Origin of the sequence: Cyanobium sp. ATX 6E8 (genome assembly GCF_024346335.1) — a bacterium.
Lineage (GTDB): Bacteria > Cyanobacteriota > Cyanobacteriia > PCC-6307 > Cyanobiaceae > Cyanobium_A.
On the sequence record NZ_JAGQCT010000001.1, the window covers coordinates 161,570 to 175,574 of the forward strand.

General features: G+C 66.8%; 15 protein-coding genes and 1 tRNA gene. 10 read left to right on the forward strand and 6 right to left on the reverse strand.

Annotated elements, in window-relative coordinates; genetic code table 11:
- Nucleotide 1 precedes the first annotated feature (1 nt).
- Complete coding sequence (locus KBY70_RS00895) at nt 2-340, forward strand: hypothetical protein (RefSeq protein ID WP_233128421.1); 339 nt, start codon at nt 2-4, stop codon at nt 338-340.
- Between the two features lie 42 nt (nt 341-382).
- Here KBY70_RS00895 and KBY70_RS00900 read toward each other — a convergent pair.
- Nucleotides 383-467: transfer RNA gene (locus KBY70_RS00900), tRNA-Ser, on the reverse strand.
- Nucleotides 468-532: 65 nt separating this feature from the next.
- Nucleotides 533-2,899, reverse strand: a complete 2,367-nt coding sequence (gene nrdJ, locus KBY70_RS00905; protein ID WP_254987025.1) for a ribonucleoside-triphosphate reductase, adenosylcobalamin-dependent — start codon at nt 2,897-2,899, stop codon at nt 533-535.
- A 129-nt stretch (nt 2,900-3,028) separates the two neighbouring features.
- Here nrdJ and KBY70_RS00910 point away from each other — a divergent pair, with 129 nt between their 5' ends.
- From KBY70_RS00910 to KBY70_RS00930, 5 genes are all read left to right on the forward strand, one after another.
- Nucleotides 3,029-3,703, forward strand: coding sequence for a class I SAM-dependent methyltransferase (locus tag KBY70_RS00910; protein WP_254987026.1), 675 nt, complete (start codon nt 3,029-3,031; stop codon nt 3,701-3,703).
- Nucleotides 3,704-3,724: 21 nt separating this feature from the next.
- Nucleotides 3,725-5,353: a peptide chain release factor 3 gene (locus tag KBY70_RS00915; RefSeq protein ID WP_254987027.1), complete on the forward strand. Its 1,629-nt coding sequence runs from the start codon at nt 3,725-3,727 to the stop codon at nt 5,351-5,353.
- A gap of 65 nt (nt 5,354-5,418) precedes the next feature.
- A complete protein-coding gene (locus KBY70_RS00920) occupies nt 5,419-5,658 on the forward strand; it encodes a hypothetical protein (protein ID WP_254987028.1) in 240 nt (79 codons plus the stop codon).
- A gap of 68 nt (nt 5,659-5,726) precedes the next feature.
- On the forward strand, nt 5,727-6,416 hold the full coding sequence (locus KBY70_RS00925) for a CPP1-like family protein (protein WP_254987029.1): 690 nt from the start codon (nt 5,727-5,729) through the stop codon (nt 6,414-6,416).
- A 44-nt stretch (nt 6,417-6,460) separates the two neighbouring features.
- Nucleotides 6,461-7,099 carry a hypothetical protein gene (locus KBY70_RS00930; protein WP_254987030.1) on the forward strand — a complete coding sequence of 213 codons (639 nt, stop codon included), beginning with the start codon at nt 6,461-6,463 and terminating at the stop codon, nt 7,097-7,099.
- Here the strand turns inward: KBY70_RS00930 and hslO are convergent.
- Both hslO and KBY70_RS00940 read right to left on the reverse strand, forming a co-directional pair.
- Nucleotides 7,086-8,000, reverse strand: a complete 915-nt coding sequence (hslO, locus tag KBY70_RS00935; RefSeq protein WP_094559317.1) for an Hsp33 family molecular chaperone HslO — start codon at nt 7,998-8,000, stop codon at nt 7,086-7,088. The two genes, KBY70_RS00930 and hslO, sit on opposite strands and share 14 nt — an antisense overlap.
- Nucleotides 7,997-8,656, reverse strand: a complete 660-nt coding sequence (locus KBY70_RS00940) for an ABC transporter ATP-binding protein (protein ID WP_254987031.1) — start codon at nt 8,654-8,656, stop codon at nt 7,997-7,999. Before KBY70_RS00940 ends, hslO begins: the two co-directional genes overlap by 4 nt.
- A gap of 62 nt (nt 8,657-8,718) precedes the next feature.
- Between KBY70_RS00940 and KBY70_RS00945 the strand changes: the two genes are divergently transcribed.
- Both KBY70_RS00945 and KBY70_RS00950 read left to right on the forward strand, forming a co-directional pair.
- Nucleotides 8,719-9,249 carry a DUF3531 family protein gene (locus tag KBY70_RS00945; RefSeq protein ID WP_315859666.1) on the forward strand — a complete coding sequence of 177 codons (531 nt, stop codon included), beginning with the start codon at nt 8,719-8,721 and terminating at the stop codon, nt 9,247-9,249.
- 8 nt (nt 9,250-9,257) lie between these two features.
- Nucleotides 9,258-10,040: a 16S rRNA (uracil(1498)-N(3))-methyltransferase gene (locus KBY70_RS00950; protein ID WP_254987032.1), complete on the forward strand. Its 783-nt coding sequence runs from the start codon at nt 9,258-9,260 to the stop codon at nt 10,038-10,040.
- Here KBY70_RS00950 and KBY70_RS00955 read toward each other — a convergent pair.
- Complete coding sequence (locus tag KBY70_RS00955; RefSeq protein WP_254987033.1) at nt 10,037-10,402, reverse strand: hypothetical protein; 366 nt, start codon at nt 10,400-10,402, stop codon at nt 10,037-10,039. The genes KBY70_RS00950 and KBY70_RS00955 overlap by 4 nt on opposite strands.
- A 100-nt stretch (nt 10,403-10,502) precedes the next feature.
- Between KBY70_RS00955 and KBY70_RS00960 the strand changes: the two genes are divergently transcribed.
- Nucleotides 10,503-11,339 carry a DUF92 domain-containing protein gene (locus KBY70_RS00960; RefSeq protein WP_254987034.1) on the forward strand — a complete coding sequence of 279 codons (837 nt, stop codon included), beginning with the start codon at nt 10,503-10,505 and terminating at the stop codon, nt 11,337-11,339.
- Here the strand turns inward: KBY70_RS00960 and KBY70_RS00965 are convergent.
- The gene (locus tag KBY70_RS00965) at nt 11,258-11,911 is read right to left on the reverse strand and encodes a hypothetical protein (RefSeq protein WP_254987035.1); all 654 of its coding nucleotides are present in this window, start codon (nt 11,909-11,911) and stop codon (nt 11,258-11,260) included. The genes KBY70_RS00960 and KBY70_RS00965 overlap by 82 nt on opposite strands.
- A gap of 48 nt (nt 11,912-11,959) precedes the next feature.
- On the opposite strand from KBY70_RS00965, the gene KBY70_RS00970 reads away from it, so the two are divergent.
- Complete coding sequence (locus KBY70_RS00970; RefSeq protein WP_254987036.1) at nt 11,960-13,882, forward strand: recombinase family protein; 1,923 nt, start codon at nt 11,960-11,962, stop codon at nt 13,880-13,882.
- Nucleotides 13,883-14,005: the final 123 nt, after the last annotated feature.

Genomic DNA, 14,005 nt, shown 5'->3' on the forward strand with positions numbered 1-14,005 from the left:
CATGGGGAACCCAATCAGTCGAGAGCTCTTTCTGGAACGGGCGCGTTCTCGGTTTGGCGATCAATACGACTACTCGGCCATTGTTTACAAGAGCTACAAGACGCCGATCAAGATTCGCTGCACCAGCCATCCGGTAAAGGAGATCTCTATCACCCCTGAGAAGCATCTCCAAACCATGGGTGGTTGCAAATACTGCCTGCGTGAGAAGCGCATTCTCAGCCTCGAGCGCGAGTTGAACCGGGCCAGCGCCGACCGCCCCCAGACACCTATTGGGCTTGGGGCTGGTGAACCACCCCAGGTGATTGGCGCCCTGCCTTTGTCCACCCGGCTTCCCGGTTAGGACTGAATCAAGAGGATTTGCCTCACACGGGCTGGCATTAAACGGAGAGGGTGGGATTCGAACCCACGGTGCCTTTCGGCACGCCGGTTTTCAAGACCGGAGCCATCAACCACTCGACCACCTCTCCAGGTGCAAGGTGCGGCTGCTGCCGCACCTCTTTCTATTTTCCCATGGTGGGAGGTCTGGACTCGCTCAGTTGTTGCTGGGCTTGGCCAGGGGCAGCAGGCACTTGTCGGAGTCGCAGCCGGCCGGACCAGCTTCCACCAATTCGCCGCGGTCGTAGCGCTGCAGGGCTTCGAAGAAGCAATCGGTGCGCCGCCGCGCTGCTACCTCGGCATTGAGGCGCAGGTAGGTGGCGTGGTCGATCGGTTCAAACGGCAGCCGCGGGAAGGTGGCGTTGGCATCAAACCGGGCTAGCAGCGCTGCGGAGATGTAGCCCTCGCCGTTGTCGATCGCTTGGTGGATGGCCTCGGCCAGAGGCTCGATCTCATTTTCGCGGAACTCCACCGTGGCACTGGTGTTGTGGGCTGTGTAGTGCTTCTGCACCTGCATGTAGAAGTCGAACTGGGCCAGGGCGGAGAAGTTGTTGATCTCCACCGCATCAGCGCCGGGGATGTTGGCCCAGCTCACTTCCGTTGGGATCTCCACCAGCCACTCGGTGCAGCGGGGATCGAACGGATCGTCCAGCAGGCGGCCCTGCTCGTCTTTGTCGCTCTGGCTCGGCACGATCGTGTAGCCGTAGTCCATGCAGGCCAGCGCCACCGGATCGTTCTTGCGGAAGGTGATGCGGCGGATGAAACGCTGGGCCTTGGGGGGGTGCCAGCCGGGGGAGGCGCCGGTGAGCAGGCTCTTGGTGCCGGCCGGCTGCACGGTGGTGCAGCGGTTGGGGCGCCGTAGGCCGTGGCGATCGCAGTAATCCCACACGGCCTCGTTGACGATCTCCTTCCAGCGGCTGAGGAATTCGGCCTCCTTGGCCTTGAAGGCCAGGCCCGCTTCCGTGTTGGGGCGGCCCGCTTCCCACCACTGCAGCCAGGGGGTGCCGAAGGCGTGCACGAAGAAGTCGAACAGACCGGTGAAGCTCACGCCCACGATCGGGTCCCAGGCGCGGCTCTGGCGGTAGCGCTCCACCTCGAAGCGGTGGTTGAGCAGGCAGGCCACGGCCAGGCCGCCGGCGCGGAAGGCCTCATCCTGGGCGACCAGGTCGGCTGGATCGATCTGGTTGAGGTGAATCTCCGCCAGGTTGCAGTGGAAGTCGGCGCCGAGGATTTCGCCGCAGGGGTTGAGGCCGTAGCGCCCCAGGCGGTGCTCCAGCTCAGCGGCGCTGATGTCGGGGTGGTGGGTGGTGAGCCAGCGGCCGGCTTGCTCGCGGCCCTGGTCGCAGTAGATGCCGATGAACTCCGTGCGCAGTTCGGGGGTGGTCAGCAGGTCGGCGTTGGAGCGGGCAATGGCCTCAGGCGCGAACTGGATTGCGCCCTCCCCGCTCTGGAACTGCTTGATCACGGCCTCCAGCACCGTCTCCCGTGAGGGGCGGCTGTGGAAGACACGGGTGTGGTTGGCCATGCGCAGGGCGTCGCGTTCTGGATCGATGCTCCAGTTGCCCTCGCTGTCCTGCTGCCAGAGGTTCTCCTTGGCGCCGGCGGCGGAGTTGTCTTCAGCACTGAATTGGCGCATGCCGGCGCTGCGACGGATGTTGCCGGCCACGATCGTGACGGCGGCCTCATCGATCAGCAGGCAGCACTCCACCGAGGTGAGCTGGCGGCCCTGGGCCTTGTTGAGGATCTGGGCCACCCGGCCGTAGAGATCCTTCAGCTTCACCGGGTTGGCCATGCCGCCGAAGCCTTTGAGGGTTTCGCCGACCGGGCGCACATCAGAGAGATCAACGGCGATCTCAATCGGACTGTTGGCGTCGAAGCGCGCGTCGCTGCAGAGGTTGAGCAGCAGCTGGTAGCTGTCCACCCAGCCGCGACGGGTGTCGCCCACCTTGATCGCCACCCGGTTGCCCTCGATGGTGTGGCTGGTGTGGTCCTGGCGCTGATCCGCTGGGGTGGCACCGATGTCGGTGACGCCGGTGACGCTGAGGCGATTGCGGACCGCCGGCAGACGGTTGATCAGATGGGGCTCAATGATGGCGCCGGTGCCGCAGCCCATCATCGCCAGGTCCATCATTAACCCGAAGGCTTCCCAGTCCACCAGGTTGGTGGAGGTGCAGTTGTAGGAGCCGGAGAAGTTTTCGCTGCGCTCGATCCATTCAGTGCCACCGATCCACAGCCAGCGGCCGGAGGGCAGGGCCTTCTGCTGCTGCTGCATGCGGCGCAGCAGGTCCACTTCCGCATCGTTCAGATCACCCAGGCGGCGCAGTCCGCCGAGGTTGCGCTCGGCCACCTGATGCCAGCTCTCCCGGCCAGTTTCGGTTTTGCGGCTGTAGGTGCGATAGAAGACCGGATTGGCTGCAGGAGCGGTGGCCGGAAAGTCTTGGGCTGCGCCCGCCGGTCTGCCGCTGGGGGCGGCAAAGGCCTTCTCAGCACTGGCGGCTGTGGGGGGCGTAGCGGAGAGGGTCACAGGTGGTATGGCCTGATGGTGAGCCGAACCATAACGCCACCAGTGGGGTGTGCAAGACAGCGTTGACACCAGCAACAGTGCGCGGCCCCGCCGGCGCCCCCAGACTGGCAAGGCAGGTGTGGTGTGCCGATGCAGCGAATCCCCGAGCCGGAATTGATGAATGGGGCCGACCAGGTGCAGGCCTATGGCGCCGCCGATTTCGACGCCTCCGACCAGGCGATGCTGGATCGCCTTTCGGCGCTCTGCGGCGGTGATCCCGGCGGGCGGCTGGTGGATCTGGGCTGCGGCCCCGGCAACATCAGCCTCCGCCTGGCTCGGCGCTGGCCGCTGGCGCGCGTGCTCGGACTCGATGGCGCGCCGCGGATGCTGGCTCTGGCCCAGGAGCGGCTTGCGGCTGAGCCTGGGCTGGCAGAACGGCTGCAGTTTCAGCAGGCACTGCTGCCCCTGGCCGAGCCGGGCCCCCTGGCCGCTGCCTTCTCGGCGGTGGTGAGCAACAGCCTGTTGCACCATCTGCATGATCCGGGGGGGCTTTGGCGGGCCGTGGCCCAGCTGGCAGCACCAGGGGCCTTTGTGGTTGTGCAGGATCTGCGCCGCCCTGCCAGCCCCGCGGCGGTGGAGGCCCTGGTGGCCGAGCAGATGGGGGGTGCCCCGGAGGTGTTGCGCCACGACTACCGGGCCTCCCTGCATGCCGCCTTCACGCCTGAGGAGGTGGTGGGGCAGCTTGAGCAGGCGGGATTGGCGGGACAGCTGCAGGTGGCGCCGCGGCAGCAGCGCTACCTGGAGGTGTGGGGGCGCATCGCGTGAATGGCCTGGCAGGCTGACCCCATGACGAGCTCTCCCGAACTGGCGGCCTTGGCCGAGGCCGTGGCCCGGCGCCGCAATTTCGCAATCATTTCCCACCCGGACGCGGGCAAGACCACCCTCACCGAAAAGCTGCTGCTTTACGGCGGTGCCATCCAGCAAGCCGGTGCCGTGAAGGCCAAGGGGGAGCAGCGGAAGGTGACCTCCGACTGGATGGAGCTGGAGAAACAGCGCGGCATCTCGATCACCTCCACCGTGCTGCAGTTCGACTACTCGGGCAGCACGGTCAACCTGCTCGACACCCCAGGCCACCAGGACTTCTCCGAAGACACCTATCGCACCCTTGCGGCCGCCGACAACGCGGTGATGCTCGAGGACGCGGCCAAGGGGCTCGAGCCCCAGACCCGCAAATTGTTTGAGGTGTGCCGGATGCGGAGCATCCCGATCTTCACCTTCATCAACAAGATGGACCGGCCGGGCCGGGAGCCGCTCGAACTGATCGATGAGATCGAGCAGCAGCTGGGCCTGGCCTGCTGGCCGGTGAACTGGCCGATCGGCAGCGGCGATCGCTTCCGCGGTGTGATCGACCGGCGCAGCCATGACGTGATCCTGTTTGAGCGGGCCGAGCGGGGACGCCAGAGCGAGGAAAAGGTGCTGTCGGTGGAGGAGGCCCGCGACTCAGGTGCCGTGGAGCCGGAACTGCTGGCTCAGGCTCTGGAGGAACTGGAGTTGCTGGAGGGGGCTGGGGCCGACCTCGACCTGGAGCTGGTGCATGCCGGTGAGCTCAGCCCCGTGTTTTTCGGCTCGGCCATGACCAACTTCGGCGTGCGGCCGTTTCTCGATGCCTTCCTGGAGCTGGCCCAAAAACCCATCGCCCGGGCCAGCAGCGCCGGGTCGATCGAGCCGGTGGCGGCGGGTTTCAGCGGTTTTGTGTTCAAGCTGCAGGCCAACATGGATCCCCGCCACCGCGACCGGGTGGCGTTTGTGCGGGTGTGCTCCGGCAAGTTTGAAAAGGACATGACGGTGCAGCACGCCCGCACCGGCAAGGCGATTCGCCTCTCGCGCCCCCAGAAGCTGTTCGGCCAGGACCGCGAGGTGGTGGAGGACGCCTACCCCGGCGATGTGATCGGTCTGAACAACCCCGGCATGTTCGCCATCGGCGACACCCTCTATCTGGGCCCCAAGGTGGAATACGAGGGCATTCCCTGCTTCAGCCCAGAGATCTTCGCCTGGCTGCGCAACCCCAACCCCTCGGCCTTCAAGAGCTTCCGCAAGGGGGTGAACGAGCTGCGGGAGGAGGGCGCGGTGCAGATCCTGTACGACACCGACGAGAGCAAGCGCGATCCGATCCTGGCGGCGGTGGGCCAGCTGCAGCTCGAGGTTGTCCAGTACCGCCTCGAGCATGAATACGGCGTGCAGACGCGCCTGGAGCCCCTGGGCTTCGCGGTGGCCCGCTGGGTGGTGGGTGGCTGGAGCGAGCTTGAAAAGGTGGGGCGGATTTTCAACTGCAAAACCGTGCGCGACGCCTGGAGGCGGCCGGTGCTGCTGTTCAAGAACGACTGGAACCTCAACCAGCTCTTGGAGGAGCATCCGGAGCTGGAGTTGAGCGCCGTGGCGCCGGTGGTGAGTGGGGTTGAGCCGATCGGGCTCTAGGGGCAGGTGGGTCCACGGCCAGCCAGGGAGCGCGCCAGACTGATGCGTAACGAACCATTACAGCGATGCCCAAGCCGCTCTGGCTGGTGCGTCCCCGCCCGGACGGGGGCTGCGATTACGTGAGTTTCCTGCCCGCCCAGGGACCTATCGGTGCGACCACGGTGGAGATGCGGGAGGGGAGCCACCTTCCCCCCCAATTGCCCCTGCTCAAGCACCGCAAGCGCCTCGGTGCAGAAGAGGCGGAACATTGCCGCCGCCATTTGCAGCTCGAAGCCGGTTTCCGCTGCAGTGAGCCCCTTTTTTAGCCAAGTCTCGATACGCTCTAGTCCAGGCAACGTCCTGCAATCTCCCTGGTGCCGCGACGCGGCTCGTCATGACTCAACGCTCCGATCAGCCCTCTCCGGCGGCCAACCCCTCGGGCCCCTATGAGCGGTTGGGTGTTCCGTCTGATGCCAGTTTCGATGCGGTGCAGGCTGCCAAACTGGCCCGCCTTGAGGAGGTAGGCGATGACACGATGGCCCGCTCCCGCATTGAGGCGGCCTACGACGCTGTGTTGATGGAGCGGCTCAAGGAGCGTCAACAGGGCCGTGTCAGCAGTGCCGCCAAATCCGCCTCCCAGCGCGAACAATTGGCCCCGCCACCGCCGAAGTTGGCGGTGCCGGCGCTGCCCCAGCTGCCCCTGCCTCGGATGGCAGCGCCCCAGCTCAAATTGCCGGGTCTCGCCTTGGCCAGTGGTCGGGAGCGGTGGTTCCCGCTGGCGACCGCCGGGGTGTTGCTGCTCCTGCTGCTATTGGCTCCGGGTTGCCCCCCGGATTTGGTGCTAGCCCTGGCCACCGCCATGACGGTGATCAACCTGCAGTGGCGGAATCGCCGCTTTCTGGCGGCTGTGGGCTGGGGCTTTGGCCTGCTCTGCCTGGGCCTGTTGGTGGGAGCGATTCTGGCCGGCGCCCTCTCCACCAGCCTGCCCCTCGGCCTGCCTCTGACGCCCCTGCAGGTCCAGAGCCTGCCAGCTCTGCTGCTGTTGCTGCTGGGGGCCCTGCTGATCGGTAACGAGCGCAGCTGAGCGCCATGCACGGCCTGGGCCCAGGAGTGGATTCAGGGTCTTGGGTGGTTGCCCCCCAGTTGCCGTTCGGCAATGGCGAGGCCCAGCTGTTCGACACCCTGGATGAGCTGCACGAGAGGCTCTCCCTTGCGATGAACCTGCGTCGGCTCGAGCCCTGCGCCAACCGCGTGACGCTGGCCCAGCGCTCGGCCCTGCGGTTGGTGGGTGACATCGGCCTCACGGCGATGGCCTGCACGCCCACGGCTGCCCTGGTGGATGACCACCACGAGGCCGTGGTGGCGTTTCTGCAGCTCGGCCGGATCGACTACCGCATTGGTGGTCGTTCGTTTTCGGCTGAAGCGGGCCGCTCGCTCATGTATCTGCCGGGCGAGGCGATGAAGGTGCGCACCCACCCTCACGTTGGCATTGCCTACAACCTCAATCGGCCCCTCTTAGCGCGTTATCTGGTGGAGCAGGATCGCGCCCTCAGCCTGGAGCGAGCCCTGCTCGACCTGCATCGGCCTTGGCAGGTTGACCTGCGCGATCCGGACACCCGCTCTGCCCTGCAATATCTGAACCTGATCATTCGCCTGCTGGATGGCACCGGTGAGATGGTGCCGGGCCAGTCGATCCTCTCGTTATTGGAGGACCGGATCTACCAGGCCACGGCCCAGCTGCTGCTTCCCGCCATCAGGCGGGGGTGAGCTCGTCGATCAGCTCCTGGAGCTCGCCTCCACCCACCTCGTACACCGCGCTGCAGAAGTGGCAGGTGAGTTCAGCCTTGCCGTCTTCGGCCAGCATGGCGCTGAGTTCGTCGTGGCCCAGCAGCTTGAGGGCACCGACGCTGCGCTCGCGGCTGCAGGGGCAGTGGAAGCGCACCGGCGTGCAGGCTGCACGGTCGTCGAGAGGTTGGGGATCGAGGTCGGGGAAGATGTCCTCCAGCAGGCTATGCAGCTGCCCCTCGCAGGCGGCCAGCCGCTGGCTGAAGTGCTGCACCTCGCGGCAGCGCTCTTCCAGCAGGGCCACCAGGGCCGGTTCCCGGGCAGCCTTGGGCAGCACCTGCACCAGCACGCCACCGCTGCAGCGCACGCCGCTGCTGTCGATCTGCTCGCCGACGAACACCGCCGAGGGGGTTTGCTCCGAATGCAGCAGGTAGGAGGCCAGATCGTCGCCGATGCCACCGCTAACCAGCTCAACGGTGGAGCTGAACGGCTCGCCTTCGCCCAGATCCCGCACCACGTGGAGATAGCCGGTGCCGGTGGCGGTGCGGAAATCGAAGTGATGCAGCCCGTCGGGCTCGCTCACCAGATCCAGCTCCAGGCCGGGATGGCCCACATAGCCGCGCACGCTGCCGTCGCGGCCCGCATCCACCATCAGCCCCCGCAGCGGGCCGTCCGACTGGATGCGCAGGTTGACGCGGCCATGGGCCACCTTCATCGAGCTGGCCAGCAGCAGCCCCGCCGTCATGGCACGGCCCAGCAGGGCCGTGGTGAGGAAGGAGAGGCCGTGGCGCTCCTGGGCGGTGCGGCTGGTGTGGGTGGTGCTCACCGCCACCATCCGGATGCCCCCGCCGGCGGCCGTGGCCCGCAGCAGCTGATCGCTCAAGGCTCGCCGTTTCGATGTGAAGGCATCGTACGGAGCTCACTCAGCTGGCCCGCCTCCAGCCGCCAGCCCCCATCGATCACGCCTCTGAACAGCTCGGGTTCGTGGGTCACCACCAGCACGGCCCGCTCCTCGGCCAGGGCGGCCAGCAGCTCCAGCACCTCGCGTCGCACGGCCCAGTCGAGGCCGGCGGTGGGCTCATCCAGCAGCAGCACCTGAGGATTGCGCAACAGCTGCACTGCCAGGGCGAGCCGCCGCTGCTGGCCGCCGCTGAGCTGCTCTGGCGCCTGCTGCAGCGAGAGGCCCTCCAGCCCCACCAGCTGCAGTGCGTTCTGGGCCTGCTCGGCCGTCAGCCGCCGGTGGCCGAGCTTGAGCTCCTGGCCCACGCTGAGGCCGAGGAAATGGCGCTCCGGAAATTGAAACACCAGGCCGCACAGCCAGCGGCGTTGGCGGCCGTTGAGGGGCTGTCCATCCCAGAGCAGCTGGCCGACGGAGGCCTCGGCCAGGCCGCTGATCACCTCCAATAGGGTCGTTTTGCCACTGCCGCTGCGGCCGGCCACCAGCACGGCGCGGCCCACCGGCAGGGTCAAGTTGACACCTTTGAGCACCGGTTCCTGCGCCGTTGCGGGCTGATAGCAGACGTTGCGCAGCTCGAGCATCGACCCAGCATGCCGCCGGGCGTGTTTGATGGAGCCAGTCTTCCCCCCGATCCCGCTCTGCCATGGAGGTGCGCTTCCGCGAGTTCAACCCCTTTAATTGCTGGATCTGGATGCGTTTCCCCCATCCCCTGGGCTCAGGGGAGCGGGGCTATCTGGAAACCGCTTTCGACAGCTGGTTTTTCCTGGGCAAGCTGGGCGGCTTCAACGCCGAAAACCTCCAAGCCCATGAGGAGGGGGAGGAGCTGGGCTGGATGGCCTACAGCCATGAGGCGGCCGCGTCCGCCTTGCCGGCCCTGATGCACAACATGGGCCCGATGGAATACCAAGACGACTGGGCCCGCTGTTGGGTGGACCTGGGCACCAGCGATGCCTTCGCCCTGGATGTGTTGATCAATGCTCTGGGTCAGCTCAACAACGACGTGCTGGAGATCGAGGAGTTGCTGATCGGCGGCCTCAATGACGACTGGCCGATTGAGGAGCAGCCCGAAGCGATGTTTGCGGGCCTGGATCTCATCGATGATCAGGACGAGCACACCGACGAGGACGCTGACGCTGAGGAAGAAGATGCGTCCGGCAACGAGGCCTGGAGCTAGCCGGCGCTGTGGCTCGCGAACTGCGACGCCTGCTGATCGCCCCGGAGCGCCTGGCTGCTGCTGCGGCTGGATCGGGCGCCCTGGCCCTCAGCCTCGAACGGGCCGAGGGCCACTACCTCGGCCGCGTGTTGCGGTTGCGCCCCGGCGATCGCTTCGCGGTGGTGGACGGGGCCGGCCGGCTCTGGAGTGCGGTGTTGCAAGCCAACGATCGCGCCCAACTGGAGCAACTCCTGGCGGCTCCGTTGCAGATGGAGCCGCCGCCGGCGGTGCCCCTGGAGCTGGCGGTGACCCTGCCCCGGCGGGATGCCGATGTGCTGCTGCGCATGGTCTGCGAACTGGGGATCGACCGGCTGATCCCCCTGCAGGCCGAGCGGAGCGTCGACCCCGAACCCCTCACGCCTGGCCGCTCAGGCACCATCCTGCGGGAGGCGCTGGAGCAATGCGAGCGGCTCTGGCAGCCCGTGCTGGACCCATCGCTGCCGGCCCAGGAGCTGCTGGGCGCCCCGCCGCCAGGCGGCCCGGGCCGGGGATGGCTCTGCACGACGCGTCAGAGCAGCACGCCCCTGTTGGCGGAGGCGTTGGCAGCCCTCGGTTCCACACCCGATGGCCTGCCGGGAGCCCAGACTGTGGCGATTGGTCCGGAGGGCGGTTGGACGTCGCAGGAAGAGGACCTGGCCCGGGAGCACGGCTGGCAGGCCGTGAGCCTGGGCGACACGATCCTGCGCTGCAGCACGGCCGCTGTGGCAGCAGCAGCCCTGCTCAGCCACTGGCGCGCCCAGCGGTTGCCCTAGTTGCGGAACATGCCGGAGGCCATGTCCTTGAAGCCGGCCAGGTTGGCGCCAGCCAGGCGGCGGCGGCTGCGCAGGGTGTTGGCCGGATTGAGGCAGTCGGGGGCAAAGGTGGCGTTGCTGGGCGGGGGCAGGGCCTCCTGGGCCGCCCGCAGCTCAGCGGCAATGGCTTCGGCCGTGGTGAGGCTGCTGCTGGCGCTGGCCTGACTGGGTGTGGGGGTGGCTGCAGGGATTTGGATCGGCGCGCTCTGGCCCTCGGCTGACTTGGTTGGCGGGACTTTGGGTTCGGCGATGGCCACCTTGGCCGGCTCGGCGCCTTCACTGCCCAGGTCTAGGAAGAAGGAGGCCTTGCGGTTGAACACCATCACGGCAGCAGCGTCGTAGGCCGATTATCCGCTGCTCCGCTCCCCAGCTGCGCCACTGGTCGTGCTGTGCAACACACTTTGATGGCGCCGTCGCTGCCCCGTGCCGATCCCCGCCCCAGCCCTGGTGGCCCCCCAGACCTGGAGCCACTGGTTGGTGGCCCTGGCCCTGAACACCCTGTTGATCGGCGTGGCCCAGCGCCTGCCCCTGCTCACCCGGGCTGGCTGGGTGCACGCCGGCATCCTCGGCAGCCTGCTGTGGGGCTGCCTTGGGCTGAAGGGTTGGCTGGCGGTGGTGCTCTATCTGGCCTTGGGATCCCTGGTGACCCGCCTGGGCTTCCGCACCAAGCAGGCCCGCGGTCTGGCGGAGGGGCGGGGTGGGGCCCGGGGGCCGGAGAACGTCTGGGGTTCGGCGGCCACCGGCGCCCTGCTGGCGATGGCGACGGTGCTGGCGCCGCCGTCTTGGCAGCCCTTGCTGCTGCTCGGCTTTGCCGCCAGCTTCGCCGCCAAGTTGGCCGACACCTGCGGCAGCGAGATCGGCAAGCGCTGGGGGCGCCACACGGTGCTGATCACCTCCCTGCGCCCCGTGCCGCCGGGCACCGAAGGGGCGATCAGCCTCGAGGGCACCGCCGCCAGCCTCGCGGGCAGCGGCCTGATGGCGGCGCTGATGCTGGTGCTGGGCCTGGGGGCTGTCAGTTCGGTCAGCACCAGTTCGGTCAGCTCCAGTGCCGTCAACCCAGGAGCCGTCTGGCTGCTGATCACCCTGGTGGGACTGGCCGCCACCCTGATTGAAAGCCTGATCGGCGCCAGTGCTCAGCAGCGCTGGGCCTGGCTCAGCAACGAACTGGTGAATGGGATTCAGACGGCGATTGCCGCCCTGCTCGCCATGGCACTGGCTCCGCTGCTGCTGGCCCCGCTGGTGCTGGCGGCGGCCTCCTGAAGCCAGGCCAGCAGGGCATCCCCCCGGACCCTGGCCTGGCGGCTGGTGAGCCGCAGCTCCAGGGCCAGCTCGCTCCAGCTCAGGCCCTCCATCCAGCGCCCCTCCAGCAGCCGCTGCTCCAGCCGGTTGAGGCGGGCGAGCTGGCTGTGCAACCAGCGGCACTGCAGCTGCTGCTCTGAGTCTGAGTCTGTGTGGGTGTCTGATTCGGTGTGGGGTGTTGCTCCTGCTGTTGCCCAGCCTGTTGAACAACCCGTTGCACAACCCGCTGTGCTGTCTGCGTCATGGGCGCTACGGCCAGCGGCCAGCTGGTCGAGCAGGCAGCTGGCCTCCTCACCATCGCTGCCGGACAGCGGGGCATCGAGGCTGCGCACCTGCAGGGCTCGCTGGACCGCTGCGGCCTCCTGGAGCTGGGTCGGGGTGCAGCCAAGCTCCTCGGCGAGCTGGGCCGTTTGCAGGGGAGCCAGACCCTGGCCGCGGCGCTGCTCCTGCAGGCGCCGGGCCCGTTGCTGCAGTTCCCGCAGCCGCCGCGGTGTGTGCAGCGGTTGGCCGTGGTCGCGCACGTCGTGGCGCATGGCCCCTTCGATGCAGGGTAATTTAGCTCTGCGCTGCTTTTCAACCGATTGGTTTTAGCCGTCCCCTACAGCCGAGTCTCCAGTGCTGGCCAGACATCTGGGCTGGGTCTTGAGCGACAGGCGGCTGACCCCGCTGCTTATTGCAGCGCTCGCGGCTGGATCCTCTACGACGGTCCTGGCTACAGCGATGAAGGTGTCTCAGCCTTCGGCGGCAAGAACCTCCGGGAAGGCGAACTGGGCCGATTCCTGGCCGATGCCAAGGCAGGTCGCTTTGGCGTTGAACCCATCGCCCTACTGATCGAAGACCTGGATCGCTTCTCCCGGGCCATGCCCCTGGCGGTGCTGCCGGTGCTGATCGACGACCTGCTGAATGCAGGCATGACGATCTCGGTGATGAGCAAGGGCCGCGACCTCAGCCGGGAATCCATCAAGGCCAGTTCGATGGAGCTGCACGAGCTGTTGTTTTGGATGAGCGCGTCGCATGACTTCAGCCAACGCCTTAGTCGCCGCATCAGCCATGTTCACCAGGCCAAGCGTGAGCGCATCCGTGATGGCAAGCCCGTAACCCCCAGCAACGCACCGGCCTGGATTGACCTCGATGCCAATGGCCAGTGGGTGCTCAACGATTACGCCGCCGTAATTCGCAGGGTGGCGGCAATGGCTGCGGAGGATTTTGGCTGCCATGCGATTGCATCCACCCTGAACCGGGAAGGGGTTCCCTCGCCTGGTCAGTACAGGCGGGACCAGTGGGCTGCCCATGCGCAGCGTCGCAGCACCAATGCCTACAAGCCGGTGGCCTGGTCCGGAGCCAGCGTGAAACAGGTTCTCTCGTCGCCAGCGTTGATAGGTAACCGACAGATCGTCACCCCTGGCCACAAGCAGCAGATCCGAGAATGGCAGGAGCAATGCGCTCTACTGCGTCGCCAGGGCGTTGCTGAGGGCGAGCTACCAAAGCATCCGGCTCGCACCTACGAGGCCCCGCAGAGGGGCTATTACCCAGCGGTCATAACTGAGTCAGAGCAGGCCGCGATCCTGGTGGCACTGAAGCGTCGCCAACCCGCCTGCATGGGCCAGGTGTCGAAGGTGCGATGGATCGGCGCAGGGCTCACCTTCTGTGTCTGCGGCGAACCGATCGGTGCTGTCTGCTCAATGCGAAAAGGGGAGGCAACCTACTGGTTGCGCTGTAAGGGCCGAACCAATGGCAAGGGCTGCAGCCAGCCAGGGATAAAGCTCAAGGACGCGCAAGCGGCATTGCTGACACGCCTGGGTGCCGACACCTTTCTGGCGATGTTTGATGAGCAGCAGGGTGGGGAGAGGACCACGGCGCTGGCTTTGGCGATCACCAAGAAATCCAGCGCTCAGGCGACCGTCGATCAGCTGGTTGCAGGAATTGCGGCAGGGGAGCAAGCGATGGCTGCTGAGGCTGATCCGTCTGTTTTGGGCGTACTGGCCCGGCGGCAGGCACAGCAGGAGCAGCGATTAAGTGAAGCCATGGCTGATCTGCGGGATGCGCAGGCTGAAGTGCAGCAACTCCAGTCGATGCCAGGCGGAAGGGTGATCGCTGCTGAAGCTCAGGATCAAATCAGCGAACTGCTTCGCTTCTTCGCCGCTGGTGCCGACACTGTTGAGGACCGTCGGGCGGTGCAGCATCACTTTCGGCGGATGGGCCTCACTGTTCATCTGAACGGGGACGACGCTCAGCTGGGGCTGCAGGTTGGATCGAGCAGTCAGATCGACTGGAGGCCCCTGGCACGAGTTGCTCGGCGCACTGCCCTTGCCCAAGGCATCGCCAATCCACCATCGGCATGGGATCAGCCCGGCATTGGCGCTGGCATCGTCACCCGTGATGGCGAATTACTGGTCGTTCCCATGCCTGGTGAACCCCCGGCAGATCCTGCCGCTGCTGGCTACGACCAAGGGCTGGAAGATGGCCGGCGGTTGCTTGGCTTGGCCAGCGAGGAGCAACGCTGACCTGGCCGCGGCCCTCGTACTTGCCACACCCCCAGCGCCGTTTGCCTCGGGTTCAGGGGGTGGTGCGGATCCGCCACTGGGGGTTACCAAAGCATCCATAGGGCTGTCCTAGGTGTGTCGCAA

Coding starts and splice junctions, on each gene's coding strand:
- KBY70_RS00895 (WP_233128421.1), top strand. CDS start 2: ATGGGGAACCCAATCAGTCGAGAGCTCTTTCTGGAACGGGCGCGTTCT.
- KBY70_RS00910 (WP_254987026.1), top strand. CDS start 3,029: ATGCAGCGAATCCCCGAGCCGGAATTGATGAATGGGGCCGACCAGGTG.
- KBY70_RS00915 (WP_254987027.1), top strand. CDS start 3,725: ATGACGAGCTCTCCCGAACTGGCGGCCTTGGCCGAGGCCGTGGCCCGG.
- KBY70_RS00920 (WP_254987028.1), top strand. CDS start 5,419: ATGCCCAAGCCGCTCTGGCTGGTGCGTCCCCGCCCGGACGGGGGCTGC.
- KBY70_RS00925 (WP_254987029.1), top strand. CDS start 5,727: ATGACTCAACGCTCCGATCAGCCCTCTCCGGCGGCCAACCCCTCGGGC.
- KBY70_RS00940 (WP_254987031.1), bottom strand. CDS start 8,656: ATGCTCGAGCTGCGCAACGTCTGCTATCAGCCCGCAACGGCGCAGGAA.
- KBY70_RS00945 (WP_315859666.1), top strand. CDS start 8,719: ATGGAGGTGCGCTTCCGCGAGTTCAACCCCTTTAATTGCTGGATCTGG.
- KBY70_RS00955 (WP_254987033.1), bottom strand. CDS start 10,402: ATGGTGTTCAACCGCAAGGCCTCCTTCTTCCTAGACCTGGGCAGTGAA.
- KBY70_RS00965 (WP_254987035.1), bottom strand. CDS start 11,911: ATGCGCCACGACGTGCGCGACCACGGCCAACCGCTGCACACACCGCGG.